This window comes from Streptomyces sp. NPDC048111 (assembly GCF_043202815.1).
Lineage (GTDB): Bacteria > Actinomycetota > Actinomycetes > Streptomycetales > Streptomycetaceae > Streptomyces.
Genome location: NZ_JBIDBD010000005.1, coordinates 190,432 through 203,087, shown reverse-complemented (window position 1 = coordinate 203,087; position 12,656 = coordinate 190,432). Strand labels below are relative to the sequence as shown.

The window sequence follows — 12,656 nt, the reverse complement described above, 5'->3', positions numbered from 1 at the left end:
TGTCCCCGATGTGACATCAGGCGCGCGGAAAACGGGTCATAAGCGCTGCTACCGCTGCGTAGATGAGGGAGACCGTGAGGACCAGGGCGGGCGAGCGGCCGTCCTGAGGAAGCATCAGAGCGGCTACCGCGGCGGCGCCGACGAAGGCCATGTTGAACAGGACGTCGTAGAGGGAGAAGATCCGGCCCCGGTAGGAGTCGTCGACGGTGGACTGGATCACCGTGTCGGTGGTGATCTTCGCTCCTTGGGTGACGAGTCCGAGCACGAAGGCGGCGACCAGCATCGGCGCCGGGGCGAAGGGCAGTCCCAGCGCCGGTTCGAGCACGGCGGCGGTCGCCGAGCACACCACGATCCACCGGTACGGGCCGAGCCGCCCCACGGCCCACGGCGTCATGACGGCCGCCGCGAAGAAGCCCGCCCCCGAGATGCCGACGGCGAGTCCGAGGAGTGCGAGGCCGCCGGTCCCGGCGTCCCGGTCGGGGGCGGAGGCCCAGGCATAGCGGCAGAGCATCAGGAGCATGACGGTCAGCGCGCCGTAGCAGAACCGCATCAGCGTCATCGCGATGAGGACCCGGGCTGCGGGCCTGCGGTGGTTCAAGTGCCGTACACCGTCGGCGAGTCCACGGACCGTGGAGCGGATCACCGCGGCGAGCCCGGGCTGTACGGCCCCGGGGTCGGGTCCGAGGAGACCCGGCGGAAGGCGCAGTGAGGCGAGGGAGGCGCAGAGATAGAGGAAGGCGCCGAGCACGACGGTCGCCGCGTCGGCGTCGACGACCAGGCGCAGGGCGAAGGCGAGCCCGCCGCCGGCGGTGGCGGCCAGCGTTCCGGCCGTCGGGGAGAGCGAGTTGGCCATGACCAGGCGATCGGCGTCGACCACGCGGGGCAGGGAGGCGGAGAGCCCGGCCAGGACGAAGCGGTTGACGGCCGTCACGGCCAGCGCGGAGGCGTAGAAGAGCCAGTCGGGCGCGGAGGCGAGCACGAGCAGCGCCGTGCAGCCGGCGAGGACGGCGCGCAGGAGGTTGCCGTGGAGGAAGACCTGGCGTCGGCGCCAGCGGTCGAGAAGTACTCCGGCGAACGGTCCGACGAGCGAGTACGGCAGGAGCAGCACGGCCATGGCGGAGGCGATCGCGCCGGGCGAGGCCTGTTTCTCGGGGGAGAAGACGACATACGTGGCCAGTGCGACCTGGTAGACGCCGTCCGCGGCCTGGGACAACAGCCGTACGGCGAGCAGGTTCCGGAAGTGCTTCAGGCGCAGGAGCACGCGGAGGTCACGTACGACAGGCATGTGAGCAAGCGTCACATATGACGAGGGTCCCCGTACGCACCTGCGCACGGGGACCCTTGGTCGTTCTCGGGGGTGCGAGCTCTAGCGCTCGACCTCGCCCTTGATGAACTTCTCGACGTTGGCGAAGGCCTCGTCGTCGAAGTACTGCACCGGCGGGGACTTCATGAAGTAGCTGGACGCCGACAGGATCGGGCCGCCGATGCCGCGGTCCTTGGCGATCTTCGCGGCGCGCAGGGCGTCGATGATGACACCCGCCGAGTTCGGGGAGTCCCAGACCTCGAGCTTGTACTCCAGGTTCAGCGGAACGTCGCCGAAGGCACGGCCTTCGAGGCGCACGTATGCCCACTTGCGGTCGTCCAGCCAGGCCACGTAGTCCGACGGACCGATGTGGACGTTCTTCTCGCCCATGTCGCGGTCCGGGATCTGCGAGGTGACGGCCTGCGTCTTCGAGATCTTCTTGGACTCGAGGCGGTCGCGCTCGAGCATGTTCTTGAAGTCCATGTTGCCGCCGACGTTGAGCTGCATGGTGCGCTCAAGACGGACACCGCGGTCCTCGAACAGCTTCGCCATCACGCGGTGCGTGATGGTGGCGCCGACCTGCGACTTGATGTCGTCGCCGACGATCGGGACGCCCGCCTCGGTGAACTTGTCCGCCCACTCCTTGGTGCCGGCGATGAAGACCGGGAGGGCGTTGACGAACGCGACCTTGGCGTCGATGGCGCACTGCGCGTAGAACTTCGCGGCGTCCTCGGAACCGACCGGCAGGTAGCAGACCAGAACGTCGACCTGCTTGTCCTTGAGGACCTGCACGACGTCCACGGGAGCCTCGGCGGACTCCTCGATGGTCATGCGGTAGTACTTGCCGAGACCGTCCAGGGTGTGGCCGCGCTGGACCGTGACGCCCTTGTTCGGGACGTCGCAGATCTTGATGGTGTTGTTCTCGCTGGCGCCGATGGCGTCCGAGAGGTCGAGGCCGACCTTCTTGGCGTCGACGTCGAACGCGGCGACGAACTCCACGTCACCGACGTGGTAGTCGCCGAACTGGACGTGCATCAGACCCGGGACCTTGGTGGCCGGGTCGGCGTCCTTGTAGTACTCGACGCCCTGCACCAGCGAGGCGGCGCAGTTGCCCACGCCGACGATGGCTACGCGAACCGAACCCATTCCGGTTGCTCCCTGTTCGATCTCTTCGAAGTCCTGCGTACGCAGGGCCTTCAGTTGGCGGTGTCCTCGGACGGATCCGGCCGGGTGCTGTCCCGGTGCCGGGGCAGGCCGCCCGTCTCTCCTGATGTGTGGTCCTGCTGAGCGGAGCCGGTGGCGGGGCCGGATCGCTGATCCCGTCCCGCCCGCTCGCTCTCGATGAGCTCGTTCAGCCAGCGCACTTCGCGCTCCACGGATTCCATGCCGTGGCGCTGCAGCTCAAGCGTGTAGTCGTCCAGGCGCTCGCGCGTACGGGCCAGAGAGGCGCGCATCTTCTCGAGACGCTCCTCCAGCCGGCTGCGACGACCTTCCAGCACGCGCATCCGCACTTCTCGCTCCGTCTGGCCGAAGAAGGCGAAACGGGCGGCGAAGTGCTCGTCCTCCCAGGTGTCGGGGCCGGTGTGGGAGAGCAGCTCCTCGAAGTGCTCCTTACCTTCCGCCGTCAACCGATAGACGATCTTGGCGCGGCGCCCTGCGAGTGAAGCGGCGAGCGCGTCCTCGGGAGCGCTGCCCGGCTCCTCGATCAACCAGCCGCTCGCGACCAGCGTCTTGAGGCAGGGATAGAGGGTCCCGTAACTGAAGGCCCGGAAGATTCCCAGCGAGGTGTTGAGCCGCTTGCGCAGCTCGTAACCGTGCATCGGAGCCTCGCGGAGCAGCCCGAGTACGGCGAATTCGAGGATGCCGGAGCGCCTGCTCATCCTTCGCCTCCTCGGTCGTCAGGGACCTTTATGCCGTGCTGATGTATCGACTCGATACATCAGCACGATAGAGCGGAGTCGCGGCTGCGACAAGAGGAGCCGTGGTGAACGGCGTCACATCCTCGATTCACAGGCAGTAAGTTGCCTGATTTGGGGTGAACTTCGGCCCTAGGGAGGTTTTGCGCGTGCGTAGTCTGTGCGCCATGCAGATCACTGTGTGCCGAGTGACGTCAGGGGGCGTCGGCGCGTTCAGCGCCATCGGCACACGGGATGCAGCGTGGCCGTGTCCTTCGGGGGGCCGCCGCGTGCACCGGGGGGACAGGAAATCAGCTGCCGTTTCCAGGCGCTCTCGCCTGCCCGAGGAGTAGTCGTTCGATGAGCGAGCACCGTCGCAAACCGCCGCAGCCCCAGGGCGGTGGACGTGCCGCGGCCCGGCGCGCCGCGCAGCAGCCCTCCGGGCGCAGAGCGGCCCGGCCGACGGCCGGATCCCAGGATTCTCCGGCGCACTCGCCGTCCGGTTCCCACGGCTCGCCCGCGGACGAGCCCGCGTACGGCGGGCGGGCCCAGGCGCGCCGGGCCCAGCGCGGCGGTGGTCGCAGGCGCGGCCCGGACGGCGCGGGACCGCCGCCCCAGGGCCCCGGACGGCGGACGGGCCGTGGCGGTGCGGGCGGCGACCGGCCCGGCAAGAAGCGGTTCATCGACTACCCGCGGTTCGGCAAGCAGGGGTGGCGCCGCTGGATGCCGTCCTGGAAGCTCGTCAGCGCGTGCTGCCTGGGCTGCCTCGGTCTGCTGATCGCCTTCATCGGCGTGGCGTACTACATGGTGGCAGTGCCCCAGGTGGCCAAGGCCGCGCAGGCCCAGAACAACGTGTACTTCTGGGCCGACGGCACCCAGATGGTCGCCACCGGCGGTGAGGTCAACCGCCAGATCATCCCGTACGAGCAGATCCCGGCGGCGATGCGGTACGCCGTCATCTCGGCCGAGAACAAGACCTTCGAGACGGACAGCGGCGTCGATCCCCAGGGCATTGCCCGGGCGCTCCTGAACATGGCCAAGGGCGGCCAGACGCAGGGCGGTTCGACCATCACGCAGCAGTACGTGAAGAACGCCCGGCTCGACGACCAGTCGCAGACGATCACCCGTAAGTTCAAAGAGCTCTTCATCTCGATCAAGGTCGGTGCGACCAAGAAGAAGAGCGAGATCATGGCCGGGTACCTGAACACCGCCTACTACGGCCGCGGTGCCTACGGGCTGCAGGCCGCGGCTCGCACCTACTACGGCAAGGACGCCAAGGACCTCGATCCGAGCCAGTGCGCCTTCCTCGCCTCGCTGCTCAAGGGCGCGACCTATTTCGACCCGGCCGGCGCCCCCGAGATCGACCCGGCGGCCACCGCCGAGCAGAACACCAAGAACGCCACCGAGCGCTGGGGCTGGATCCTCGACCAGGAGGTCAAGGACAAGCACATGGACGCCGCCGAGCGCGCGAAGTACAAGGCGTTCCCGATGCCCGACAAGCCCAAGAAGAACGCGAACCTGGGCGGTCAGATCGGCTACCTGGTGTCCCTCGCCCAGGCGTCCGCGAAGAACAGCAACCCCGACATCGACCTGGCCAAGGGCGGCTACCAGATCTACACGACCTTCGACAAGAAGAAGGTCCAGGAGATGGAAGGCGTCATCAAGAAGGTCCGGGACAAGAACATCGACCCGAAGAAGCGGCCCGAGGACACCTTCGTCCAGTTCGGTGCCGCCTCGGTGGACGTGAAGTCCGGGGCCATCGTCGCCATCTACGGCGGCGACGACGCGACCAAGCACTTCACGAACAACGCCGATGAGACCGGTGCCCAGGTCGGCTCGACGTTCAAGCCGTTCGTCCTCGCCGCCGGCATGGAGTACGGCAAGCGCGACCCCGGCAAGCCCGCCTCACAGGGCGACTCGTCCCGCACGCCCGTCTCGCCGGACAGCATCTACAGCGGCAAGAACAAGCTGCGGATCAAGAACTACGACGGGACGGTCTGGAAGGACGAGAACGGCGGTGAGTGGCTCCAGACCAACGACGGCAACGAGTCCTACAACCCGCCGAGCTACGCCATCGACCTGCGCTACGCGATGCAGGAGTCGGTGAACACCCCCTACGTCCAGCTCGGCATGGACGTGGGCACCGACAAGGTGAAGCAGGCCGCCATGGCGGCGGGGCTGCGCGACAACAAGACCAGCATGGCCTCCTCCAGCGTGCCCTCGTTCTCGATCGGCACCTCGTCCCCCAGCGCGATCCGCATGGCCGGGGCGTACGCCACGTTCGCGGCCAGCGGCACGCAGCGCGACCCGTACTCGGTGACCGAGGTGCGCAAGGACGGGAACTCGATCTACAAGCACAAGGACGAGTCCAAGAGCGCCTTCCCCGCGGCCGTCGCCAACAACGTCACGGACGTCCTGAAGGGCGTGGTCGACAAGGGCACCGGCACGAACGCCAAGCTCAGCGGACGCCAGGTGGCCGGCAAGACCGGTACCACCGACGGCAACCGGTCGGCGTGGTTCGTCGGCTACACCCCGCAGTACTCGACGGCCGTCGGCATGTACCGCCTCGACGACAACGAGACCAGTAAGAAGCGCGAGTTCCTGAAGATGTTCGGGACGGGCGGCCAGAAGAAGATCCACGGTGCGTCGTTCCCCTCGACCATCTGGCACGACTACATGGAGCAGGCGCTCGGCAACATGGCCGCCGAGTCCTTCCCGGCGCCCGAGAAGATCGGCGACAAGGTCTACGGCGGCGGCATGTCGCCCAGCCCGACGCCGTCCCCGACGCCGAGCTCCACTCCCTCGCCCACCCCGTCCGCCAAGCCGTCGGTCACCCCCTCGCTGACCCCGTCCCCGACCCCGAGCCGCTCCTGCAGCAAGTGGGACTGGACCTGCGAGGAAACGGCCGGCAGCACCAATCAGGGCCAGACGGACGGCGCCACGGACGGCGGTCCGAGCCCGAGCCCGTCGCCCAGCAGATCGAAACCGGGCGGTGGTCCCGGCGGCGCCGGCCCCGGTGGCGGCTGGTTCGGCGGCACCGGCGGATAACGCGGTCGCACGACGACGGGGGGTGGTGTTTCACGTGAAACACCACCCCCCGTTTCACGTGAAACGGACCTTCGTTTCACGTGAAACACGGCCGCTCCCCGTATTCACAGCGCTGTACGGCAGGATGTCGGCATGACGAGCGAGACGAGCCCCCGTGTGCATGAGGACCGACGCGGAGCCTCCGCGGGAGCCGTCGTGCGCCCCACGGAACAGGACGAGGTCGCTGCGGCGGGCAGCCAGGTGATCGGCGGTCCGCTGGGACGCTGGGCCAGGCCCGGCGGTCACTGGCTCACCCCGATCAGGGTCGTGGTGCTCGTCGCGATCGGGATGTTCGCCCTGGGCATGGTCCAGAAGGTGCCCTGCTACGACTGGGCATGGTTCCAGGGCGCCAATTCGCAGTACACCCACGCCTGTTACTCGGACATCCCGCACCTCTACTCGCTGCGGGGCTTCGCCGACGACCTGGTGCCGTACTTCGACCGCCTCAACGGCGATATGAACTACCTCGAATACCCGGTGCTGACCGGGCTGTTCATGGAGGTCGCGTCCTGGCTCACCCCGGGCAGCGGCGACATGCAGCACCGCGAGCAGATGTACTGGATGGTCAACGCGGGCATGCTGATGGCCTGCACGGCCGTCATCGCCGTCTGTGTCGCACGGACCCACCGCCGACGCCCCTGGGACGCCCTTCTCGTCGCCCTGGCCCCGGCCTTCGCGCTCACCGCCACCATCAACTGGGACCTGTTCGCCGTCGCGCTCACCGCCGCGGCCCTCCTGATGTGGTCACGCGGCCGGGCCCTGGCCTTCGGCATCCTGATCGGCCTCGCGACGGCCGCCAAGCTCTACCCCGTACTGATCCTTGGGCCGCTGCTCGTCCTGTGCTGGCGGGCCGGGAAATGGCGGGAGTTCGGGGCGGCGGCGCTGGGGGCCGCCGGTGCCTGGCTGGTGGTGAACCTGCCGGTGATGATGCTGGCGCCCGAGGGGTGGAAGAAGTTCTACACCTTCAGCCAGGAGCGGTCCGTCGACTTCGGCTCGTTCTGGCTGATCATTTCGCAGCGTACGGGCAAGGGCCTGGACACCGACATGGTGAACACCCTGGCGATGATCCTCATGGTCCTCGCCTGCGCCGGCATCGCGGTCCTCACCCTCACCGCTCCGCGGCGCCCCCGCCTCGCGCAGCTGGCCTTCCTCGTCGTCGCGGCGTTCATCCTCACCAACAAGGTCTACTCGCCGCAGTACGTCCTGTGGCTGATCCCGCTGGCCGCGCTCGCCAGGCCGCGCTGGCGGGACTTCCTGATCTGGCAGGCGGGCGAGGTCGTCTACTTCCTGGGGATCTGGCTGTACCTCGCCTACACGATGAGCGGGGAGAAGCACCAGGGCCTGCCGACCGAGGGCTACCAACTGGCCATCGCGGCGCATCTGTTGACCACGCTCTACCTGTGCGCCGTCGTGGTGCGCGACATCATGCTCCCGGACCGGGACGTCGTGCGCCGGGACGGCTCCGACGACCCCTCGGGCGGAGTCCTCGACGGGGCCCGGGACGTGTTCGTCCTGGGGCACGCGGCACATCCGCCGAAGCACGCCGCCCAGCTGGAACAGGGAGCGCGGGTCGACTGGGGTGCCAGGACTCCGGCCTCCTGACAGGCCCCCGGCCGAGGCCTGCCAAAGCTCGGGCCCCTGACCGACGGCGGCTGTCGTCGGTCAGGGGCCCGATGTCGTCGGCGGCCCGCGCGAGGCGGTGCTAGCGCTCGATGAGGCGGTCGTACTGCGTGGTGGTGTGCCGCAGGTGGGCCACCAACTCGTCGCCCACGTGCGGCTCCTGGGAGTCCGACGGCACGAACAGGATCGACACCTGCATGTGCGGGGGCTCCGCGAACCAGCGCTGCTTGCCCGCCCAGACGAACGGGGACAGGTTGCGGTTCACGGTGGCCAGCCCGGCGCGGGCCACACCCTTGGCGCGCGGCATCACGCCGTGCAGGGCCTTCGGGGCCTCAAGGCCCACTCCGTGCGACGTGCCGCCGGCGACCACGACCAGCCAGCCGTCGGAGGCGACCTTCTGCTGGCGGTAGCCGAACCGGTCGCCCTTGGTGACCCGGGTGACGTCCAGGACGGCGCCCCGGTACTCGGTCGCCTCGTGGTCACCGAGCCACAGCCGGGTGCCGATGCGGGCCCGGAAGCGGGTCTGCGGGAACTGCTGCTGCAGCCGGGCCTGCTCCTCGGCACGCAGATGGCTGACGAACATGGTGTGCAGCGGAAGACGGGCCGCGCGCAGCCGGTCCATCCACGCGATGACCTCCTCGACCGCGTCCGAGCCGTCGGTGCGGTCCAGCGGGAGGTGCAGCGCGAAGCCTTCGAGCCGTACGTCCTCGATGGCGGAGCGGAGCATGCCGAGCTCCTCCTCCTTCACACCGTGGCGCTTCATCGAGCTCATGCACTCGATGACCACGCGTGCCCCCACCAGGGCGTGCACGCCGTCCACCGAGGAGACCGAGCGGATGACGCGGTCGGGCAGCGGCACCGGCTCCTCGCCGCGCCGGAACGGTGTCAGGACCAGCAGATCGCCGCTGAACCAGTCCTTGATGCTGGCGGCTTCGTAGGTGGTGCCGACCGCGAGGATGTCCGAGCCGAAGCGGGACACCTCGTCCGACAACCGCTCGTGGCCGAAGCCGTAGCCGTTGCCCTTGCAGACCGGGACGATGCCCGGGAACTGGTCGATCACGGACTTCTGGTGCGCCCGCCAGCGAGCGGAGTCGACATAGAGGGTGAGCGCCATGGCCGTCCGGACCTTTCTGATGGCTGCGATGTGTCGGAGGTACGAGGAACGAGGTTACGCAACCGCTCAGCGGCGCGACATATACATGTCCAGCGCCTTGTGCAGGAGCTTGTTCAGCGGGAAGTCCCACTCGCCGAGGTACTCGGCCGCCTCACCACCGGTGCCCACCTTGAACTGGATGAGACCGAAGAGGTGGTCGGTCTCGTCCAGGGAGTCGGAGATGCCGCGCAGGTCGTAGACCGTCGCACCCATCGCGTAGGCGTCGCGGAGCATCCGCCACTGCATTGCGTTGGAGGGGCGCACCTCGCGGCCGATGTTGTCGGAGGCGCCGTAGGAGTACCAGACGTGACCGCCGACGACGAGCATGGTCGCGGCCGAGAGGTTCACGCCGTTGTGACGCGCGAAGTAGAGGCGCATCCGGTTGGGGTCCTCGGAGTTGAGGACCGTCCACATGCGCTGGAAGTACGACAGCGGACGCGGCCGGAAGTGGTCGCGCACGGCGGTGATCTCGTACAGGCGCTGCCACTCGGCGAGGTCCTCGTAGCCGCCCTGGACGACCTCGACGCCGGCCTTCTCGGCCTTCTTGATGTTGCGACGCCACAGCTGGTTGAAGCCCTTGAGGACGTCGTCGAGCGAGCGGTTGGCGAGCGGGACCTGGAAGACGTAGCGCGGCTGGACGTCGCCGAACCCGGCGCCGCCGTCCTCACCCTGCTGCCAGCCCATCTTGCGCAGCCGGTCGGCCACTTCGAAGGCGCGCGGCTCGATGTGCGTCGCCTCGACGTCGCGCAGGCGCTTCACGTCCGGGTCCTGGATACCGGACTTGATGGCCGTCGAGTCCCAGCGGCGGATGACGACCGGGGGGCCCATCTTCACCGAGAACGCGCCCTGCTGCTTGAGGTGCGCGAGCATCGGCTTCAGCCACTCGTCGAGGTTGGGCGCGTACCAGTTGATGACCGGGCCCTCGGGCAGGTACGCCAAGTAGCGCTTGACCTTGGGGAGCTGGCGGTAGAGAACCAGGCCCGCGCCGACGAGCTGGCCGTTCTTGTCGAACCACCCGAGGCTCTCCGAGCGCCATTCCGTCTTGACGTCAGCCCACGCCGGGACCTGGCAGTGGCTCGCCGCGGGCAGGCTCTGGATGTACGCCAGATGCTGCTCACGACTGATGGTCCTCAGGGTCAGGCTCATGCGGGGCGCTCCTCGGCAGGTGTGTCCCCATGGGTACAGGGGCTCCGGCTCTCGTGCCGAAGCCTACTGGGCCACAGGAGCGCCGCCGATGGCCGTACGGCCCTGTGCCGTACGGCATTACCCGGAGGTCGGGGGTCCGCGCGGCCGTCAGCCGCCGACGACGCCGCCGAAGAGGCCGCCGTGCGCCATGCCGAGGAAGAAGCCGACGCCGGATGCGCCGAGCCCCAGGATCAGCAGGAACCGCTCGCGCGTCGTCGCCGAGACGAACTGGCCGTACGCGCCGGTGACGATGCCGATGAGCCCGGCCCACGAGCTGATCAGGTGGAGGTTGTAGAACCACGCGGTGGTGAAGGCCAGCACACCCAGGACGACCGTGACGGCCGCGAGCGTGTCCTGCAGGGGATGGGGCTTGCCGTCGGTGGCGAAGAGGGAGACAGAGGCATTCGGTCGCGCTGCTTGTGCCATGGGGTACCTCCTGGCGGAAGGCGGCGAGGGTGACGCCGCACACACCCGATCTGTACAGACTGCGTCCCCCACCCACTGGATTTCAACCGGAAGCGGGTCAACAGGTACTCTGGTGGGTCTGCACCGGTGTCAGCCGTGCCCGCACGCCCTCCCGCTCCTCTCGGAGGGGGATTGTCAGTGGGGGCCGATACCGTTGCTTACGCATCACGACCCTCCTGCCACGGAACGACCGTGGCCGCTGAGTCCAAAGGAGGTGGGTTCCACATGCGTCACTACGAGGTGATGGTCATCCTCGATCCCGATCTGGAGGAGCGCGCTGTCTCTCCCCTGATCGAGAACTTCCTCTCCGTCGTCCGCGAGGGCAACGGAAAGGTCGAGAAGGTCGACACCTGGGGCCGTCGGCGTCTCGCCTACGAGATCAAGAAGAAGCCCGAGGGCATCTACACGGTCCTCGACCTGCAGGCCGAGCCTGCGGTCGTCAAGGAGCTCGACCGTCAGATGAACCTGAACGAGTCGGTCCTCCGGACCAAGGTCCTCCGCCCCGAGACCCACTGAGCTTCCGCTCAGAGGTCATCGGGTCCGAGTAGCAACACAGCAGCCAGCAGCAATCCCCGCCGAGAGGTTCATCCATGGCAGGCGAGACCGTCATCACGGTCGTCGGCAATCTCGTCGACGACCCCGAGCTGCGCTTCACCCCCTCCGGTGCGGCCGTCGCGAAGTTCCGTGTCGCGTCCACTCCCCGCACCTTCGACAGGCAGACCAATGAGTGGAAGGACGGCGAAAGCCTGTTCCTGACCTGCTCGGTCTGGCGTCAGGCGGCGGAGAACGTCGCGGAGTCGCTTCAGCGAGGCATGCGCGTCGTCGTGCAGGGCCGGCTGAGGCAGCGGTCCTACGAGGACCGCGAGGGCGTCAAGCGCACGGTCTACGAGCTGGACGTCGAGGAAGTCGGCCCCAGCCTCAAGAACGCCACGGCCAAGGTCACCAAGACCACCGGTCGGGGCGGCCAGGGTGGCTACGGCGGCGGCGGGCAGCAGCAGGGCGGCGGCAGCTGGGGCGGAGCCCCCAGCGGTGGCCAGCAGAGCGGCGGCGGGGCTCCCGCCGACGACCCCTGGGCCTCCAGCGCGCCGGCCGGCGGCAGCCAGCCGCAGAGCGGCGGCGGCGGCGGTGGCGGCTGGGGCGGAAGCTCCGGCGGCGGCTACTCGGACGAGCCGCCCTTCTAGGGCAGCTCGAATCCCCACTTCTTGATCACACAGGAGAAACACCATGGCGAAGCCGCCTGTGCGCAAGCCTAAGAAAAAGGTCTGCGCTTTCTGCAAGGACAAGACCGCTTACGTGGACTACAAGGACACGAACATGCTGCGGAAGTTCATTTCCGACCGTGGCAAGATCCGTGCCCGCCGCGTGACCGGCAACTGCACGCAGCACCAGCGTGACGTCGCCACGGCCGTCAAGAACAGCCGTGAGATGGCGCTGCTGCCCTACACGTCCACCGCGCGATAAGGGAAGGGTGACCGAAAAATGAAGATCATCCTCACCCACGAGGTCTCTGGCCTCGGCACTGCCGGCGACGTCGTTGACGTCAAGGACGGCTACGCTCGCAACTACCTGGTCCCGCGTGGTTTCGCGATCCGCTGGACCAAGGGTGGCGAGAAGGACGTCGCGCAGATTCGTCGTGCGCGCAAGATCCACGAGATCGCGACCATCGAGCAGGCCAATGAGGTCAAGGCCCGCCTCGAGGGCGTGAAGGTGCGTCTGGCTGTTCGCTCCGGCGACGCCGGCCGTCTCTTCGGCTCCGTCACCCAGGCCGACGTCGCCACGGCGATCAAGGCTGCCGGTGGCCCGGACGTGGACAAGCGCCGCGTCGAGCTCGGTGCGCCGATCAAGACCCTGGGTGCCCACCAGGTGTCCGTGCGTCTGCACGCCGACGTTGTCGCGAAGCTTGGCGTCGAGGTCATCGCCGCCTAAGCGCAGCACAGCACAGCACAGC

Annotated in this window: 12 protein-coding genes; 6 read left to right on the top strand and 6 right to left on the bottom strand. The window is 68.3% G+C overall.

The annotated features are described in order from the left end of the window. Window positions 1-16: 16 nt before the first annotated feature. The 3 genes from ACGF3I_RS12565 to ACGF3I_RS12555 form a co-directional block, all read right to left on the bottom strand. Window positions 17-1,285 (bottom strand): MFS transporter, encoded by a 1,269-nt coding sequence (locus ACGF3I_RS12565; protein WP_393130992.1) that lies wholly within the window; start codon window positions 1,283-1,285, stop codon window positions 17-19. Window positions 1,286-1,366: 81 nt separating this feature from the next. Continuing rightward, window positions 1,367-2,449 carry an inositol-3-phosphate synthase gene (locus ACGF3I_RS12560; RefSeq protein ID WP_365438994.1) on the bottom strand — a complete coding sequence of 361 codons (1,083 nt, stop codon included), beginning with the start codon at window positions 2,447-2,449 and terminating at the stop codon, window positions 1,367-1,369. A gap of 50 nt (window positions 2,450-2,499) precedes the next feature. After that, window positions 2,500-3,183, bottom strand: coding sequence for a PadR family transcriptional regulator (locus tag ACGF3I_RS12555; RefSeq protein ID WP_188276669.1), 684 nt, complete (start codon window positions 3,181-3,183; stop codon window positions 2,500-2,502). 375 nt (window positions 3,184-3,558) lie between these two features. Between ACGF3I_RS12555 and ACGF3I_RS12550 the strand changes: the two genes are divergently transcribed. Next, a complete protein-coding gene (locus tag ACGF3I_RS12550; RefSeq protein ID WP_393130989.1) occupies window positions 3,559-6,246 on the top strand; it encodes a transglycosylase domain-containing protein in 2,688 nt (895 codons plus the stop codon). Window positions 6,247-6,378: 132 nt separating this feature from the next. Then, on the top strand, window positions 6,379-7,887 hold the full coding sequence (locus ACGF3I_RS12545; RefSeq protein WP_393130987.1) for a glycosyltransferase family 87 protein: 1,509 nt from the start codon (window positions 6,379-6,381) through the stop codon (window positions 7,885-7,887). Between the two features lie 100 nt (window positions 7,888-7,987). Here ACGF3I_RS12545 and ACGF3I_RS12540 read toward each other — a convergent pair whose 3' ends face one another. The 3 genes from ACGF3I_RS12540 to ACGF3I_RS12530 all read right to left on the bottom strand — a co-directional run bounded on the left by ACGF3I_RS12540 (window position 7,988) and on the right by ACGF3I_RS12530 (window position 10,669). Further along, complete coding sequence (locus tag ACGF3I_RS12540; protein ID WP_393130985.1) at window positions 7,988-9,019, bottom strand: alanine racemase; 1,032 nt, start codon at window positions 9,017-9,019, stop codon at window positions 7,988-7,990. Window positions 9,020-9,085: 66 nt separating this feature from the next. Continuing rightward, window positions 9,086-10,204: a lipid II:glycine glycyltransferase FemX gene (locus ACGF3I_RS12535; protein ID WP_393130983.1), complete on the bottom strand. Its 1,119-nt coding sequence runs from the start codon at window positions 10,202-10,204 to the stop codon at window positions 9,086-9,088. 147 nt (window positions 10,205-10,351) lie between these two features. Further along, window positions 10,352-10,669, bottom strand: coding sequence for a hypothetical protein (locus ACGF3I_RS12530; protein ID WP_393130981.1), 318 nt, complete (start codon window positions 10,667-10,669; stop codon window positions 10,352-10,354). 264 nt (window positions 10,670-10,933) lie between these two features. Here ACGF3I_RS12530 and rpsF point away from each other — a divergent pair, with 264 nt between their 5' ends. The 4 genes from rpsF (at window position 10,934) to rplI (ending at window position 12,634) form a co-directional block, all read left to right on the top strand. Continuing rightward, window positions 10,934-11,224 carry a 30S ribosomal protein S6 gene (gene rpsF / locus ACGF3I_RS12525; protein WP_100575641.1) on the top strand — a complete coding sequence of 97 codons (291 nt, stop codon included), beginning with the start codon at window positions 10,934-10,936 and terminating at the stop codon, window positions 11,222-11,224. A 74-nt stretch (window positions 11,225-11,298) separates the two neighbouring features. Then, entirely contained in the window at window positions 11,299-11,889 is a 591-nt protein-coding gene (locus ACGF3I_RS12520; protein WP_393130979.1) for a single-stranded DNA-binding protein, read from the top strand. 43 nt (window positions 11,890-11,932) lie between these two features. After that, window positions 11,933-12,169, top strand: a complete 237-nt coding sequence (rpsR, locus tag ACGF3I_RS12515; protein WP_005315025.1) for a 30S ribosomal protein S18 — start codon at window positions 11,933-11,935, stop codon at window positions 12,167-12,169. Window positions 12,170-12,187: 18 nt separating this feature from the next. Beyond that, window positions 12,188-12,634 (top strand): 50S ribosomal protein L9, encoded by a 447-nt coding sequence (gene rplI / locus ACGF3I_RS12510; protein WP_393130977.1) that lies wholly within the window; start codon window positions 12,188-12,190, stop codon window positions 12,632-12,634. Window positions 12,635-12,656: the final 22 nt, after the last annotated feature.

Bases quoted from the DNA above. Each gene is read 5' to 3' on its own strand.
- rplI (WP_393130977.1), top strand. From the start codon at position 12,188: ATGAAGATCATCCTCACCCACGAGGTCTCTGGCCTCGGCACTGCCGGC.
- ACGF3I_RS12530 (WP_393130981.1), bottom strand. From the start codon at position 10,669: ATGGCACAAGCAGCGCGACCGAATGCCTCTGTCTCCCTCTTCGCCACC.
- ACGF3I_RS12555 (WP_188276669.1), bottom strand. From the start codon at position 3,183: ATGAGCAGGCGCTCCGGCATCCTCGAATTCGCCGTACTCGGGCTGCTC.
- ACGF3I_RS12540 (WP_393130985.1), bottom strand. From the start codon at position 9,019: ATGGCGCTCACCCTCTATGTCGACTCCGCTCGCTGGCGGGCGCACCAG.
- rpsR (WP_005315025.1), top strand. From the start codon at position 11,933: ATGGCGAAGCCGCCTGTGCGCAAGCCTAAGAAAAAGGTCTGCGCTTTC.
- ACGF3I_RS12565 (WP_393130992.1), bottom strand. From the start codon at position 1,285: ATGCCTGTCGTACGTGACCTCCGCGTGCTCCTGCGCCTGAAGCACTTC.
- rpsF (WP_100575641.1), top strand. From the start codon at position 10,934: ATGCGTCACTACGAGGTGATGGTCATCCTCGATCCCGATCTGGAGGAG.
- ACGF3I_RS12535 (WP_393130983.1), bottom strand. From the start codon at position 10,204: ATGAGCCTGACCCTGAGGACCATCAGTCGTGAGCAGCATCTGGCGTAC.
- ACGF3I_RS12560 (WP_365438994.1), bottom strand. From the start codon at position 2,449: ATGGGTTCGGTTCGCGTAGCCATCGTCGGCGTGGGCAACTGCGCCGCC.
- ACGF3I_RS12545 (WP_393130987.1), top strand. From the start codon at position 6,379: ATGACGAGCGAGACGAGCCCCCGTGTGCATGAGGACCGACGCGGAGCC.
- ACGF3I_RS12520 (WP_393130979.1), top strand. From the start codon at position 11,299: ATGGCAGGCGAGACCGTCATCACGGTCGTCGGCAATCTCGTCGACGAC.
- ACGF3I_RS12550 (WP_393130989.1), top strand. From the start codon at position 3,559: ATGAGCGAGCACCGTCGCAAACCGCCGCAGCCCCAGGGCGGTGGACGT.